This window comes from Candidatus Zixiibacteriota bacterium (genome assembly GCA_036480375.1).
Taxonomy (GTDB): domain Bacteria; phylum Zixibacteria; class MSB-5A5; order GN15; family JAAZOE01; genus JAZGGI01.
In genome coordinates, this window is sequence record JAZGGI010000005.1 from 1 (window position 1) to 14839 (window position 14839).

At 46.6% G+C, this 14839-nt stretch carries 14 protein-coding genes and 1 tRNA gene; all 15 read left to right on the forward strand.

Features of this window, described 5'->3' with window-relative positions:
• On the forward strand, window positions 1-105 hold a 105-nt coding region (locus V3V99_01090), incomplete at its 5' end, for a hypothetical protein (GenBank protein ID MEE9441249.1).
• Window positions 106-124: 19 nt separating this feature from the next.
• The gene (gene rpmG / locus V3V99_01095; GenBank protein MEE9441250.1) at window positions 125-268 is read left to right on the forward strand and encodes a 50S ribosomal protein L33; all 144 of its coding nucleotides are present in this window, start codon (window positions 125-127) and stop codon (window positions 266-268) included.
• A 7-nt stretch (window positions 269-275) separates the two neighbouring features.
• Window positions 276-348, forward strand: a tRNA-Trp gene (locus V3V99_01100).
• 21 nt (window positions 349-369) lie between these two features.
• A complete protein-coding gene (gene secE, locus V3V99_01105) occupies window positions 370-549 on the forward strand; it encodes a preprotein translocase subunit SecE (protein MEE9441251.1) in 180 nt (59 codons plus the stop codon).
• A gap of 17 nt (window positions 550-566) precedes the next feature.
• Window positions 567-1106: a transcription termination/antitermination protein NusG gene (nusG, locus tag V3V99_01110; protein MEE9441252.1), complete on the forward strand. Its 540-nt coding sequence runs from the start codon at window positions 567-569 to the stop codon at window positions 1104-1106.
• Between the two features lie 19 nt (window positions 1107-1125).
• Entirely contained in the window at window positions 1126-1551 is a 426-nt protein-coding gene (gene rplK / locus V3V99_01115) for a 50S ribosomal protein L11 (GenBank protein ID MEE9441253.1), read from the forward strand.
• A gap of 54 nt (window positions 1552-1605) precedes the next feature.
• Complete coding sequence (gene rplA / locus V3V99_01120) at window positions 1606-2310, forward strand: 50S ribosomal protein L1 (GenBank protein ID MEE9441254.1); 705 nt, start codon at window positions 1606-1608, stop codon at window positions 2308-2310.
• A gap of 13 nt (window positions 2311-2323) precedes the next feature.
• Window positions 2324-2854, forward strand: coding sequence for a 50S ribosomal protein L10 (gene rplJ, locus V3V99_01125; protein MEE9441255.1), 531 nt, complete (start codon window positions 2324-2326; stop codon window positions 2852-2854).
• An 86-nt stretch (window positions 2855-2940) separates the two neighbouring features.
• Window positions 2941-3348, forward strand: a complete 408-nt coding sequence (rplL, locus tag V3V99_01130) for a 50S ribosomal protein L7/L12 (GenBank protein MEE9441256.1) — start codon at window positions 2941-2943, stop codon at window positions 3346-3348.
• A gap of 245 nt (window positions 3349-3593) precedes the next feature.
• A complete protein-coding gene (rpoB, locus tag V3V99_01135) occupies window positions 3594-7385 on the forward strand; it encodes a DNA-directed RNA polymerase subunit beta (protein ID MEE9441257.1) in 3792 nt (1263 codons plus the stop codon).
• A 33-nt stretch (window positions 7386-7418) separates the two neighbouring features.
• Window positions 7419-11495 carry a DNA-directed RNA polymerase subunit beta' gene (gene rpoC, locus V3V99_01140; protein MEE9441258.1) on the forward strand — a complete coding sequence of 1359 codons (4077 nt, stop codon included), beginning with the start codon at window positions 7419-7421 and terminating at the stop codon, window positions 11493-11495.
• A 78-nt stretch (window positions 11496-11573) separates the two neighbouring features.
• Window positions 11574-11954, forward strand: a complete 381-nt coding sequence (gene rpsL, locus V3V99_01145; GenBank protein ID MEE9441259.1) for a 30S ribosomal protein S12 — start codon at window positions 11574-11576, stop codon at window positions 11952-11954.
• 20 nt (window positions 11955-11974) lie between these two features.
• Window positions 11975-12445, forward strand: coding sequence for a 30S ribosomal protein S7 (gene rpsG / locus V3V99_01150; GenBank protein MEE9441260.1), 471 nt, complete (start codon window positions 11975-11977; stop codon window positions 12443-12445).
• A 162-nt stretch (window positions 12446-12607) separates the two neighbouring features.
• A complete protein-coding gene (fusA, locus tag V3V99_01155; protein MEE9441261.1) occupies window positions 12608-14686 on the forward strand; it encodes an elongation factor G in 2079 nt (692 codons plus the stop codon).
• A gap of 26 nt (window positions 14687-14712) precedes the next feature.
• The coding region (locus tag V3V99_01160; GenBank protein ID MEE9441262.1) for a GTP-binding protein at window positions 14713-14839 on the forward strand (127 nt) is incomplete at its 3' end.

Here is a 14839-nt window from a genome sequence, read left to right on the forward strand (position 1 = left end):
GCCGAGTTGATCACTCCGATCGCGATGGAGAAAGAGCTTCGATTTGCGATCCGCGAAGGCGGGCGTACGATAGGCGCCGGCGTCATCGCCGAAGTAATCGAATAAAAAACTGGTGAATGATTTTATGTCGCATGATATGGTCACCCTTGCCTGTTCTGAGTGTAAACGGCGTAATTATTCAACTCGGAAAAACAATAAGGCCCATCCCGAGCGGATGGAATATTGGCGGCATTACGATAAACATACTCAGCATCGCGAGATGCGGTGAGTATTTTAGGCCAGTAGCTCAATTGGCAGAGTTCCGGTCTCCAAAACCGGCGGTTGGGGGTTCGATTCCCTCCTGGCCTGGAAAAATTATGAAGGTTTGATGTGCAGAAAATTGTAAAGTTCTTAAAGGAAACGAAGGCCGAAATGATAAAGGTAACCTGGCCGACCCGGCAGGAAATCGTCGGTTCGACCATTGTTACGGTCGTGGTAGCCATAATCGTTTCAATATTTATCGGTATTGTTGACTTCGCGCTGGATAAGATCGTAAGAACAATATTTTAAATTTGGTTTGGTGAAAAATGGCATTACTCTGGTACGCGGTACATACATACTCTGGCCACGAACAAAAGGCCAAGAGATATCTGGAATCGGCCATTCAGTCTTCGGCATTGATCGAAAAATTTGGTGATGTGCTAATTCCCACCGAGCAGGTTACGGAAATGAAGGACGGTAAACGGTCAACTTCCACCAAAAAGTTTCTGCCCAGCTACATTCTTGTTGAAGTGGATTTGGATAAAGCAACTCAAAATATGGTTATCTCGACCCCAGGGATTACGAACTTCGTTGGCGCCAAAGGAAAACCTCAGCCGCTAAAGCAGGAAGAAGTTAATCGGATACTCGGTCAGGTAGATCAAACTCGTGAAGCCGAGGTAACCGATATCCCATTTATGGCAGGTGACCAGGTTAAGGTCATTGACGGACCCTTCGCGGATTTTGCCGGGTTTATTTCGGAAGTGAATATGGAGCGCAAAAAAGCCAAGGTTATGGTTTCGATATTCGGTCGTCCAACGCCGGTTGAACTTGACTTTCTCCAGGTAGAGATGGTCAAACAAAAGTGATAGTAAGGAGCTGTTTGAGGTGGCTAAAAAGATTGATTCATTTATAAAGTTGCAAATTCCGGCCGGTAATGCCAATCCTGCCCCTCCGGTTGGCCCCGCATTGGGTCAGCACGGTGTCAATATAATGGAATTTTGTAAGGCGTTTAATGCTCGAACCCAAAAAGATGTCGGTCTGATTATTCCGGTGGTAATTACCGTTTATAAAGACAAATCCTTTTCGTTCATTACCAAAACCCCTCCGGCGGCTGTTTTAATTAAAAAAGCACTTGGCCTGGCGAAGGGTTCGGGAGAGCCAAATAGAGATAAAGTAGGTGAAATTACAAGAGCTCAACTGGAAGAAATCGCGAAAATAAAGATGATTGATCTCAATGCTTCCAGTATGGATACTGCAATTGAAATAATTGCCGGCACGTGCCGGTCAATGGGTGTTGATGTGCAGAATTAATTCTGCAATTCGTTAGAACCTACTCATTTTTTGTTTAGGGAGAATGGAAAAAAAGTGAAAAAATCAAAAAACCAACGTGCTGTTTTAGAAAGATTTGATAAACTCAAACAGTATTCCGTTGAAGAATCGATCGGTTTTATTAAGGACAATTCCTTCGCCAAATTTGATGAATCGATTGATATTAATCTAAAACTCGGCGTTGATCCGCGGCATGCCGATCAAATCGTTCGCGGAACGGTTTCGTTACCGCATGGAACGGGTAAGTCTATTAAGGTGATCGCATTTGCCCAGGGCGAGAAGGCTAAAGAAGCCGAAGAAGCCGGAGCGGATTATATCGGCGGTGATGAAGAAGCTCAAAAAATCCAGGAAGGCTGGATTGATTTTGACGTCGTGGTTGCTACTCCCGATATGATGGGCAAAATCGGACGATTAGGTAAAATACTCGGTCCTCGCGGTCTTATGCCTAATCCCAAATCCGGAACGGTAACAATGGATGTCGGGAAAGCGGTCAAAGAACTGAAAGCCGGAAAAATTGAGTTCCGTGTCGACCGTCAGGGCGGTCTATCATCATCTATCGGCAAGGTTTCGTTTGATAAAGAAAAGCTAATCAAAAACGCGATGGAATTTATGAGTGCCATCGTTCGCGCCAAACCGCCGGCGGCCAAAGGAACTTATATTAAAAGCGCCAGCATCAGCTCTACCATGGGTGTCGGTTTAAGACTCGATCATAACGCGATTCTGCTCGAGCTGAAGAAGTAGAAGGGACGATAAAATGCCAACGCAAGCAAAAATAGATAAAGTAGCCGCTCTCAAAGAGCAGTTAGCGGAAGCTAATAATATCATTATTACCGACTACATGGGGCTCGACGTTGCTCAAATGACGAAGATGCGCCGGGATTTGCGCGAACAGGGAGTAACGTTCTTTATTTCAAAAAATACTCTTATGCGCCTGGCTGCCAAAGAGGCCGGTTTTGATGAAATGATCGGACTTTTGAATGGGCCGACAGCGATAGCGGTATCAAATACTGATCCTAATATTCCGACTAAGATTCTATTCGACGCCAAAAGAGAATTCGACAACGTCAAAAAACCGGAAATCAGGGCATTATTTATAGATAAGCAGCTTTATGACGGCCAGGCTGCCGAAAGAATCGCAAAGCTGCCATCTCGTGAAATTTTGCTTTCTCAATTGATATCTGCGATTGAGGGACCAATATCGGAATTTGTGGGAACTATTGACGGAATAATGCGTGAATTGGTTGGCACAATAGACGCGCTGGCCAGGAAAAAAGGTGAAGATTAATAAATAGCTATAAATCGGCCACAATCGCTGCCGGGAAATAAGACTCGGTTTTGTCGAATTGTGTCGGGAACCAAATAGCTTTGTAAATGTTAAAGCGAAAGGGTATTACAGTGTCAGAGAACAAAACAATAGCGGCGATCGTTGAGAAGATTGAGAATTTAACGGTGCTCGAGTTGGCTGATCTTTCGAAGGAACTCCAGGATAAATTTGGTGTGACGGCAGCGGCCCCGGTTGCTGTCGCTGCGGTTCCGGCTGCCGGTGGTGAAGCTGTGGCCGAGGAAAAGACTGAGTTCGATGTGGAATTGCAGTCCGCCGGAGATAAAAAGATTCAGGTAATTAAGGTTGTGCGCGAATTAACCAGCCTGGGGCTAAAAGAAGCCAAAGCATTGGTTGATAACGCTCCCAATATGGTTAAAGAAGGCGTCACTAAAGAAGAGGCCGAGGCGGTACGCGACAAGCTTCAGGACGTTGGCGCCCAGGTTGAAATTAAGTAATGAATCCCGCCCATTCGGGCGGGATTACCTACCATTGCTATTCTTCCACAGGGGAGAATGGCATTTACTGAGTTGGTTGAGAGGGTACCTGAGGTTCAGAAAGGCTCTAGAAAAATTAGAGACATAATGCAAAAAAAAACGGCTTTCAGGTATTTACATAACGGAATTTCCATCCTTGCTGAAATGCGGTTAACGGTTTAACCGTATTAGGGGATGGTTATATTTTTTCGGGGAGGTACTCCGATTTGGCCAGGAAACTATCCATCGAAAGAAAGAACTTCGGCAAAATTCCCAGCGGTTGCGAATTGCCCAATCTGCTTGATGTACAGCTGAAGTCTTATGATGATTTTTTACAGGGCAATGTCGATCCCGATAAAAGAGCTCGCCAGGGATTACAGCAAATTTTTCAGGATATATTTCCTATTTCTGACATCCGGGAGAATTATACCCTGGAGTTTGTCAGCTATCAAATGGGTACCCGGAGGTATTCCATTGCCGAGTGTCAGGAACGGAATATGTCCTATGCCGCTCCGTTAAAGGCTGCCCTGCGTCTTGTCAGCCGCGAAGGCGAGGGAGAGGAAAAACAGGTTAAGGATATTATTGAGCAGGAAGTTTACCTGGGCGAACTGCCAACAATGACCAGCCGTGGAACTTTTGTTATTAACGGTTCAGAGAGAGTCATCGTTTCTCAATTGCATCGCTCTCCCGGTGTTTTCTTCAATGAAGGCATTCATCCCAATGGAAAGCATATATTTTCAGCGCGTATTATACCATATCGGGGCAGCTGGGTGGAATTTACGACCGACATTAATGACATCATGTTCGTGCATATTGACTCCCGCAGGAAAATTCACGCTACCGCTTTACTGCGCGCAATTGGATATTCCACAAATGAAGAAATACTCGATATCTTTTATGACATTTCCAAAGTAAGCCTGGCCGGGAAAAAGGCAGCCGAGCTTCCGGGGAATTTCGCGGCGGAGAGCGTTGTGAATACGGAAACCGAAGAAACTATTGTTACTGCCGGTGAGACGATTACCGAAGTGATTCTCGATAAATTGAAAGATGTTAAGCACAAGAAACTAAAAGTCTTAATGGTCGATGAACATCGGGAAGCCTACGTCATTATTAATACTCTGGCCAAAGACACCACCGCAAATCGGGAGGATGCTCTCAATAAGATTTATTCTCTGATGCGACCGGGGGAACCGCCGACGATAGAAATGGCCGAATCCTTATTGGAAAAACTGTTCTTTAATGAAAAGAGATACGATTTGGGCGAAGTCGGCCGATATATGATAAATCAACGACTCAAACTGGATATTCCTCTTGAGCATACGACTCTCGATAATAAGGATTTCATCAGCATTATCAAATGCCTGGTCGCTTTGCGCAATGGGCATGGATTCGTTGATGATATTGATCATTTGGGTAATCGCCGCGCCAGGACGGTCGGCGAATTATTGTCAAACCTGTATTCGGTGGGACTTTCCCGGGTTGCTCGCAATATCAGAGAACGAATGAGCCTGAAAGACTCTGACCCCCAGACTCCCCAGACGCTGGTCAATGCCCGTACTGTTTCATCGGTTATTGAGACATTCTTCGGATCTTCGCAGCTATCTCAATTTATGGATCAAACCAATCCTCTGATGGAATTGACTCATAAGAGAAGATTGTCGGCTCTGGGTCCGGGAGGTTTGACACGTGAGCGAGCCGGTTTTGAAGTCCGCGACGTGCACCATACGCATTATGGCCGATTGTGTCCGGTAGAAACTCCGGAAGGTCCGAATATCGGTCTGATAGTTTCCCTGGCGACTTATGGTCGGATTAACAAATACGGTTTTATCGAAACGCCCTATCGCAAATTCAAGAATGGAAAATTCACCGGCGATATTAAATATCTGGCGGCCGATGAGGAGGATCGTCATATTATCGCTCAGGCCAACGAACCGATGGATAAGAATAATCGGTTCGTAAATGAAATGATTATCTGCCGTCATCGGGATGACTATCCGGTCGTTCTCGCCAAAGAAGTTGAATATATGGACGTTAGTCCCAATCAGCTGGTCTCCGTGGCTGCGTCGCTGATACCATTTCTGGAACATGATGACGCTAACCGCGCTCTTATGGGTTCCAATATGCAACGTCAGGCGGTCCCGCTTTTGAGATGCACCGCTCCCTATGTCGGAACCGGAATGGAACGGAAGGTTGCCACTGACACGGGAGTAACTGTTATCGCTAAACGTACCGGTAAAGCGATTTATGTTGATTCCCAAAAAGTGATCGTTCGTCCTGACGTAAAATCCAAACCGGATGAACTGGGTTATTACGAGGACGATGTATATGATCTGACTAAGTTCCAGCGCTCGAATCAGGATACCTGCATAAATCAGCATCCCGTTATTGAGGTTGGGGATGCGGTGGAAGCAGGCGATCTAATCGCCGATGGTCCTTCTACCGACGCCGGCGAGTTGGCTTTGGGAAGGAATGTTCTGGTCGCTTTTATGCCCTGGCTGGGTTATAACTTTGAGGATGCTATTATTCTTTCGGAACGGATGATTAAAGATGATGTCTTTACATCAATTCATATTGAGGAATTCGAACTCCAGGTCAGAGATACCAAGCGGGGCTCCGAAGAGATTACTCGTGAAATCCCCAATGTATCCGAAGAAGCGCTTCTCAATCTGGATGAGAACGGTATTATCAGATCGGGCGCGGAAGTTGAAGCTGGAGATATTCTCGTTGGAAAAGTAACTCCTAAGGGCGAAACCGAACTATCTCCTGAAGAACGGCTTCTCAGGGCAATTTTCGGCGAAAAGGCGGGTGATGTCAGAGACGCTTCTCTCAAGGCGCCTCCCGGTATGCGGGGGATAGTCGTTGATACCAAGGTGTTTTCCCGCAAGGAAAGAACCGAAGAAGCCAAAAAATATGAAAAACAAAATATTGCCAATATAAAGAAAGAATACAATCGGCTTTTTCAGGATATCGCATCCTATCGTAATCAAAGGTTGGGTGAGATTTTGGATGGCAAGACATCCGGAACAGTGCGTTCAATTGTTGATAATTCCGTTATGATTCGGGCCGGACACAAGTACAAAAAAGAAGATCTTGCCGATTTTGATTTCGACCTAATAATCGCTCCGGATGGTTTTACAAACGAAAATGCCGTCAATAAGCGGGTGGATAAAATTATTGGTGAGGCGTCCACCTTACTGGCTAATAAACGCGCGGAAATGGAAGTTGAAATCGATAAAGTCGAGCGTGGCGCCGAATTGTCTCCTGGTGTCAAGCAATTGGTCAAAGTGCAGGTTGCCATAAAGCGTAAAATATCCGTGGGTGACAAGATGGCCGGACGTCACGGTAATAAGGGAGTCGTTTCAAAAATAGTACCGGAAGAGGATATGCCCTATCTCGAGGACGGCATGCCGGTCGATATTATCCTGAATCCGCTGGGCGTCCCTTCGCGTATGAACGTCGGGCAGCTATTGGAAACACATCTTGGAGCAGCTGCGGCTAAATTAAACGTTCATTACGCGACCCCGGTTTTTGACGGCGCCAGCCTGTCTGAGATTAAAGACGAATTAAAAGCGGCCGGTATTGATGAGGATGGCAAAGCCTGGCTCTATGATGGTCGTACCGGTGAGAGATTTGATAATCGAATTACGGTTGGCCAGATTTACATGCTTAAACTGTCGCATCTGGTCGATGATAAGATTCATGCCCGGAGTATTGGACCTTATTCGTTGGTAACGCAGCAGCCTTTGGGCGGAAAAGCACAGTTTGGCGGACAACGATTTGGCGAAATGGAAGTATGGGCTCTTGAAGCATACGGCGCCGCTTTCACGCTTCAGGAAATGCTGACCGTCAAATCTGATGATGTCGCCGGGCGTAGCAAGATTTATGAATCGATCGTCAAAGGGGAAAATCCTCCGGAACCGGGAATACCGGAGTCGTTTAATGTTTTGGTCAAGGAGCTGCAGGCTCTAGGACTCGACGTTACTTTGATGGAAAAAACTGACCCGAGCGGTCCCAAATAAAGGAGTGTTTTCGTGCTGAACATAGTGGGAAAAATGCAAAAAAAAGCTCCAAACTTTAAGGCCATCCAGATAAGACTGGCCTCTCCCGAGACGGTTCTATCCTGGTCTTACGGTGAAGTAACCAAGCCGGAAACCATTAACTATCGCTCATTCAAGCCGGAACGAGACGGTTTGTTTTGTGAGCGTATTTTTGGACCGGTAAAAGATTGGGAATGCAACTGCGGAAAATATAAACGGATTCGTTTCCGCGGGATAGTTTGCGACCGTTGCGGGGTCGAAGTTACCCAGGCTAAAGTGCGCCGTGAAAGAATGGGCCATATCGAATTGGCCGTGCCGGTTTCGCATATATGGTATTTCAAATCGCTGCCTTCTCGAATCGGTCATCTGATTGACTTATCGGTCCGCGAACTTGAAAAGATTCTCTATTACGAATCATATATCATCATTGATCCGGGAAATACTCCTTATAAGGAAGGAGATATCATACCGGAAGAAGAGTATTTTGAACTCGAAGAAGCCGGGAAGGAATTTGAAGCTGATATGGGCGCCCCGGCGGTTATTAAACTGCTTGAGAAAATTGATTTGGAAGATTTGGCGGTTACTTTAAGAGTGCAGATAAAAAATGAAACGTCGGTCCAGCGAAAAAAAGATAGCTTAAAACGGCTCCGAGTCGTTGAGGGATTTCGTCATTCGGGAAATCGTCCGGAATGGATGATAATGAAGGTTGTTCCAGTCATTCCTCCCGATCTTCGCCCGCTTGTTCCTCTCGAAGGGGGACGATTCGCGACTTCCGATTTGAATGATTTGTATCGCCGGGTTATTAACCGCAATAATCGACTCAAAAAGCTTATTGATATTCAGGCTCCGGAAGTAATTTTGAGAAACGAAAAAAGAATGCTTCAGGAAGCCGTCGATGCCTTGTTTGATAATGGCCGCAGAACGCATTCCGTCCGTGGTGACTCCAAGCGCCCCTTGCGTTCTTTGTCTGATTTATTAAAGGGAAAACAGGGTCGATTCCGCCAGAATCTTCTGGGTAAACGAGTTGATTATTCGGGACGTTCGGTAATCGTTGTCGGTCCGGACCTGAAGCTATATGAATGCGGACTGCCCAAGAATATGGCTCTGGAGTTATTCAAGCCTTTCATCATTATGAAGCTTGAAGAAAAAGGGTACGTGCAATCGGTCAAATCGGCCAAGCGTTTGGTCGAGCGCGAAAGGCCTGAAGTTTGGGATATCCTGGAAGAAATCATTGAAGATCATCCGGTCATGCTCAATCGCGCTCCAACCCTGCACCGTCTGGGAATTCAAGCCTTCTATCCTCGACTGGTCGAGGGCAAAGCGATTATGCTACATCCGCTAGTTTGCGCCGCTTTCAACGCTGACTTTGACGGCGACCAGATGGCGGTACACGTCCCGTTATCACTTGAAGCCCAGTTGGAAGCCCGAATCCTGATGTTGTCAACCAATAATATTCTCGTGCCATCGTCCGGACGTCCGATCGCTATTCCTTCGCAGGATATTGTTTTGGGATGCTATTATTTGACCAAGTTGCGTCCAAAGGCCAAGGGTGAAGGAAAGATTTTTTACGATGAGAATGAAGCTCTGTCGGCTCATGATGAAAACTTTATCGATACGCACGCCAAAATAAAAGTGCGGATGGATGGTCAATTAGTGGAAACTTCGGTCGGCCGCATCATTTTCAATCAGGTTGTTCCGGATAAACTAGGGTATTTTAATGACACCGCCACAAAGGCCAAGATTGAAGAACTCGTTTCACAATCATATCAGACTGTCGGACAAACCGAAACGGTGTATTTCCTGGATAATCTAAAAGATCTCGGTTTTCGTTGGGCAACTCGTTCCGGAGCAACTGTCTCAATCGACGATTTGATTATCCCCAAGCAAAAAAATGATCTGATTAAAACGGCTGAAAAGGAAGTCAATAAAATTCAGAAAAGATATATGCGCGGCGTAATTACCAACGGTGAAAGGTATAATCAGATTATTGATACCTGGACCCGCACCTCGACTACTGTCGCGGAAGTGATGTTTGATAATCTGGCGGCCGACCAGGACGGCTTTAATCCGGTCTATATGATGGCCGATTCCGGGGCAAGAGGCTCCAAAGAGCAGATTCGTCAGCTGGCCGGAATGCGCGGACTTATGGCCAAGCCGCAGAAGAAAATCACCGGTGGCGTTGGAGAAATCATTGAAAACCCGATTACGGCGAATTTCCGCGAAGGTCTGTCGGTGATGGAGTATTTTATCTCTACTCACGGTTCTCGAAAAGGTTTGGCCGATACCGCGCTGAAAACCGCCGACGCGGGATATCTTACCCGCCGGCTGGTCGATGTCGCTCAGGATGTCATCATTAGCGAATATGACTGCGAGACCATTCTTGGGCTTGACGTTACCGCACTTAAGGAGGGTGAAGAAGTCATCGAGTCCTTGGCCGATCGAATTTTAGGTCGAGTCATTCTCGAAGATGTTATCGATCCGGTTACCGAAGAAGTTATCCTTGAGGCCGGAAATGAAGTCAAGGAAGAAGACGCTCAAAGGATTGAAGAGGCGGGCGTTGAGTCGGTGAATATTCGTTCCGTCCTGACCTGCGAATCCGAGCGGGGCGCCTGTGCAAGCTGTTATGGAAGAAATCTCGGCACAAAAAAGATGATTGATATTGGGGAAGCTGTTGGAGTAATCGCGGCCCAGTCAATTGGTGAACCGGGCACGCAGTTAACTTTGAGAACCTTCCATATCGGTGGAACGGCTGAACAGATCGCCGGTCAATCTCAGGCAAAATCAAAACATGATGGCTTCGTCAAGTTTAATAATGTGCAGACAATATCTCGGAGTGACAGAGTTAAAGTCGTCAAGAATAGAAACGGTGAAATTCAAATCGTCGATAAGAATGGCAGGGGCTTGGGACGCTACGTTGTACCGTACGGTGCGGAATTGGCTCTTGGTGACGGTGATGAAATTGAGAAAAACGGAATCCTTTTTGAGTGGGATCCCTATTCAAACGTTATTATTACGGAAATCGGCGGGACCGTTAAATATAAGGATATCATTCCGGATATTTCCCTTAAAGAAGAAATTGACGAAACAACCGGTCAAATCCAGCCGATCATCATCGACACCAAAGAAAAAACACTTTTCCCGGCTATTACCATTTTAGATCCCAAGGGCAAAATTAAGGCCAATTATCGAATACCGACTGGCGCTAACTTGAGAGTCGTCGATCGCGAAAAAGTGACTCGAGGTATGGTCTTGGTGAAAATTGCCCGCGAAATTTCCAAAACTCGGGATATCACCGGTGGCTTGCCGAGGGTGGCCGAGCTGTTTGAGGCTCGTCGTCCCCACGACCCGGCGGTAATCTCCGAAATTGACGGCACTACAAAATTCGGTAAAATTGTCCGCGGTCAGCAGCAAATTTTTGTAGAAGGTGACGTTGGCGAAACCGAAGAATACCTGATTCCTCACGGAAAGCACCTGCATGTTCATGATGGTGATCGCGTCATGGCCGGTGAAAGGCTCTGTGAAGGCTCGATTGATCCGCATGATATTTTGCAGATTAAGGGCGTCGGCGCGGTGCAGGAATACCTGGTTAACGAAATTCAGGAGGTTTATCGACTCCAGGGCGTGAAGATTAATGATAAGCATATCGAGGTTATTGTCCGCCAAATGCTGCAGAAAGTTCGTGCCGAGGAAATCGGCGATACGACTTTCCTTGAAGGAGAGCAGGTAGATCGCGCCAAGTTCATGGAAGAAAATAACCGGGTAATCGCCGAGGGCGGAGAGCCGGCCACGTTTGAACCGTTGCTTCTGGGTATTACCAAGGCTTCTCTGTCGACCGAGAGCTTTATCTCGGCGGCATCGTTCCAGGAGACAACTCGAGTGCTGACCGAAGCCGCCGTGACCGGAAAAACCGATACCCTGCAGGGATTGAAAGAAAATGTAATTATCGGCCAGCTGATACCGGCCGGTACCGGTGTAGAGAAATACAGGAGTGTCCGGATTGAAGCTGAGGATGAACCCCTGGATGAATTGTTGGAGGAAGAATCTGAATCCGATGATTCAATGTTGAGCGATATTTTTCATAAAAACGCTTGACTTGCCGATACTAATTAGTATAATACGTGGCTTTTTTGATTTTTGCAATGGTTTAGAAATTTGAGTTAAGGAGTTGATGTGCCAACAATTAGCCAGTTGATTCGTAAAGGACGCAAGAAAGTCCTGGAAAAAACCAATACGCCTGCTTTAAAATCCTGTCCGCAGAAACGCGGTGTTTGCACTCGCGTTTATACTTCGACGCCAAAGAAGCCAAACTCCGCATTGAGAAAAGTCGCTCGTGTTCGCTTGACGAATCAAATGGAAGTAACCGCATACATTCCGGGCGAAGGCCATAATTTGCAGGAACATTCTATCGTTCTCATTCGAGGCGGTCGAGTTAAAGACTTACCGGGTGTTCGTTACCATGTTATTCGGGGAGCGATGGATACCTCCGGAGTTGCCGACAGGAATTGCGGTCGCAGTAAATACGGAACTAAAAGGCCTAAGAAAAGCGCCTGATAAGATATAGAAAGAATAATATGCCACGGAGAAAAGCTGCAGAAAAAAGAAAACGGATTCCGGATCCCAAATACGGTGATCTGGTAGTCAGTCAGTTTGTAGGAAGTTTAATGTCTCGCGGAAAAAAATCGGTCGCCGAGGGAATACTCTATCACGCGATTGAAATATGCGAAGATAAATCGGGGACTCCGGGGCTTGAATTGTTTCATAAAGCGTTGAATAATATTAAGCCGGTTCTTGAAGTAAAGTCCCGCCGAGTTGGCGGCGCCACCTACCAGGTCCCGGTTGAAGTTAGACCGAATAGAAAATCGGCTTTGGCCATTCGCTGGGCGATTACCTATGCCAAGGCTCGCTCCGAAACAACCATGGCCGAAAAATTAGCTGCCGAATTTTTGGCTGCCGCCAATAATGAGGGAGCGTCAATAAAAAAGAAGGAAGATACGCATAAGATGGCGGAAGCCAACAAGGCTTTTGCGCATTTCAGGTGGTAACCCTCTGATTCCCGTTCGACGGCGTCGTTAACCGTCGACCAGTTACCGGGGAAATTTATGGTTACCGCTCCGTCCGAATAGCTTGCCGACTGACCCTGCTGAGACGTCGCGCGAGCGCTGGATTGGTTATCATCTTTTAGCGCACGAATTAGCAGGTTTAAGATGTCGAACAAAGCATCTTTAAATGATATCCGCAATATCGGTATTATGGCCCATATCGACGCCGGTAAGACTACGACTACCGAGCGTATGCTGTTTTATACGGGCAAAACTCATCGTATCGGTGAAGTGGATGACGGCGCGGCGACCATGGATTGGATGGAGCAGGAAAAAGAACGCGGGATTACTATAACTTCAGCGGCTACCACCACATTTTGGCGTAATCATACTATAAATATTATTGATACCCCCGGGCATGTCGATTTTACCGTGGAGGTTGAACGTTCGCTGCGAGTTCTTGATGGAGCCGTGGCGATTTTTTGTGCCGTCGGCGGAGTTGAACCACAATCTGAAACGGTCTGGTATCAGGCTGATAAATACGCCGTTCCCCGCATCGCCTATGTTAATAAAATGGATCGAATCGGGGCCGATTTCTATGGCGCTGTCGAACAAATACGAGAAAGATTGGGGGCTAATGCCGTTCCGATTCAAATTCCCGCCGGAGAATGCGATACCTTCACCGGAGTAGTCGACCTGATTAATATGACCTACCGAGTGGCAACTGTCGATTCGCAGGGTGCGGAATTTGAGGATTTACCCGTTCCCGACGATCTACTCGACGAGGCCAAAAAATATCGAGAAAATCTTCTTGAAGCGGTTTCGAGTTATGATGATGGTTTAATGGAAAAGTTTTTGACTGAAGAGCCAATTGACTGTAATGAATTGCTGGACGTAATTCGACGCGCCTGCCTGGATGTCACCATTGTCCCGATTATGTGCGGTTCATCATTTAAGAATATCGGCGTCCAGAAAATTCTCGATGCCATTGTTGATTTTCTTCCTTCTCCGCTTGACAAACCGGCCGTAAAAGGACATATTCCAAGCTCGTCAAAAATAGCGGAACGGAAAGCTGATGTCAATGAACCCGTTTGCGCACTGGCGTTTAAGATTGTAACGGACCCACATGTGGGCCGTCTGACGTATATAAGAGTTTATTCGGGGACGATTAAGGTTGGTTCTTATTTGTATAATGCCAGCTCCGGAATAAAAGAAAGAGTGGCCCGTATTTTGCGGATGCATGCGAATAAAAGGGAGGAAGTGAAGGAAGTCCGGGCCGGCGATATCGTCGCCGTAGTTGGTTTCCGTAAAACCGCAACCGGTCATACTCTCTCCGATATCAAGCATCCCATGGAAATGGACCTGATAGAATTCCCCGCGCCGGTAATCAGCGTCGCTATCGAGCCGAAGACTCTGGCTGACCACGATAAACTGAATGATTCTATGGCGAAGCTCGTCGAAGAAGATCCGACCTTCAAAGTAACGACTAATGAGGAAACAGGTCAAACCATAATCTCCGGTATGGGCGAACTGCACCTTGATATTTTAACCGACCGTCTTTTGCGCGAATTCAAAGTTCAGGCCAATGTCGGCAAGCCCTGGGTAGCCTATAAGGAAACAATCACAGAAACTCAAACCGGCGAAGGCAAATTTATCAGGCAATCGGGTGGTAGGGGGCAATATGGTCACGTGGTTATCAGAATTGAACCTCTTGAAGGTGAAACCGGATTTATTGTCGAAAATAAAATTACCGAAGGGGCTATACCCAGACAATACATTCCGTCTATCGAAAAAAGTATACGATCGGCAGCGTTTAATGGCGCTATATCAGGTAATCCGATGATTGGTATAAAAGTTGAGATTATTGACGGTTCCATCCATGAAATTGATTCTACCGAGACGGCTTTTTCCATTGCGGCCTCAATGGCCTTCCAGGATGCCGCGGAAAAGGCTGGCCCGATTCTGCTTGAACCGGTCATGACGGTCGAAATAATTGTTCCTGAAGATTACGCCGGAAATATAATGAATGATTTAAATTCAAGGCGGGCCCAGATAGGTGGCATCCTGCCAAAGAATAAATCACAGGTAATAAACGCTCTTGTCCCGTTGTCGGAAATGTTCGGCTACGCGACAAAACTTCGTAACATTTCTCAGGGGCGTGCTGTTTTCACGATGCAGTTTGCGTCATATCAGCCGGTTCCCGAAGAGGTTACTGAAAAAATGAGACTTGGAATAAGAAGTTAAATTACATAAAGAAGACGAGGTGATAAATGGCCAAGGAGAAATTTAAGCGGACGAAGCCGCACGTGAATGTCGGCACGATCGGTCACGTCGATCATGGCAAGACGACATTGACGGCGGCGATGACGATGATCTTGAATCGTAAGGGTGGTGGCA

Coding starts and splice junctions, on each gene's coding strand:
- rpmG (MEE9441250.1), top strand. CDS start 125: ATGTCGCATGATATGGTCACCCTTGCCTGTTCTGAGTGTAAACGGCGT.
- nusG (MEE9441252.1), top strand. CDS start 567: ATGGCATTACTCTGGTACGCGGTACATACATACTCTGGCCACGAACAA.
- rplJ (MEE9441255.1), top strand. CDS start 2,324: ATGCCAACGCAAGCAAAAATAGATAAAGTAGCCGCTCTCAAAGAGCAG.
- rplL (MEE9441256.1), top strand. CDS start 2,941: ATGTTAAAGCGAAAGGGTATTACAGTGTCAGAGAACAAAACAATAGCG.
- rpoC (MEE9441258.1), top strand. CDS start 7,419: ATGCAAAAAAAAGCTCCAAACTTTAAGGCCATCCAGATAAGACTGGCC.
- rpsG (MEE9441260.1), top strand. CDS start 11,975: ATGCCACGGAGAAAAGCTGCAGAAAAAAGAAAACGGATTCCGGATCCC.
- fusA (MEE9441261.1), top strand. CDS start 12,608: ATGTCGAACAAAGCATCTTTAAATGATATCCGCAATATCGGTATTATG.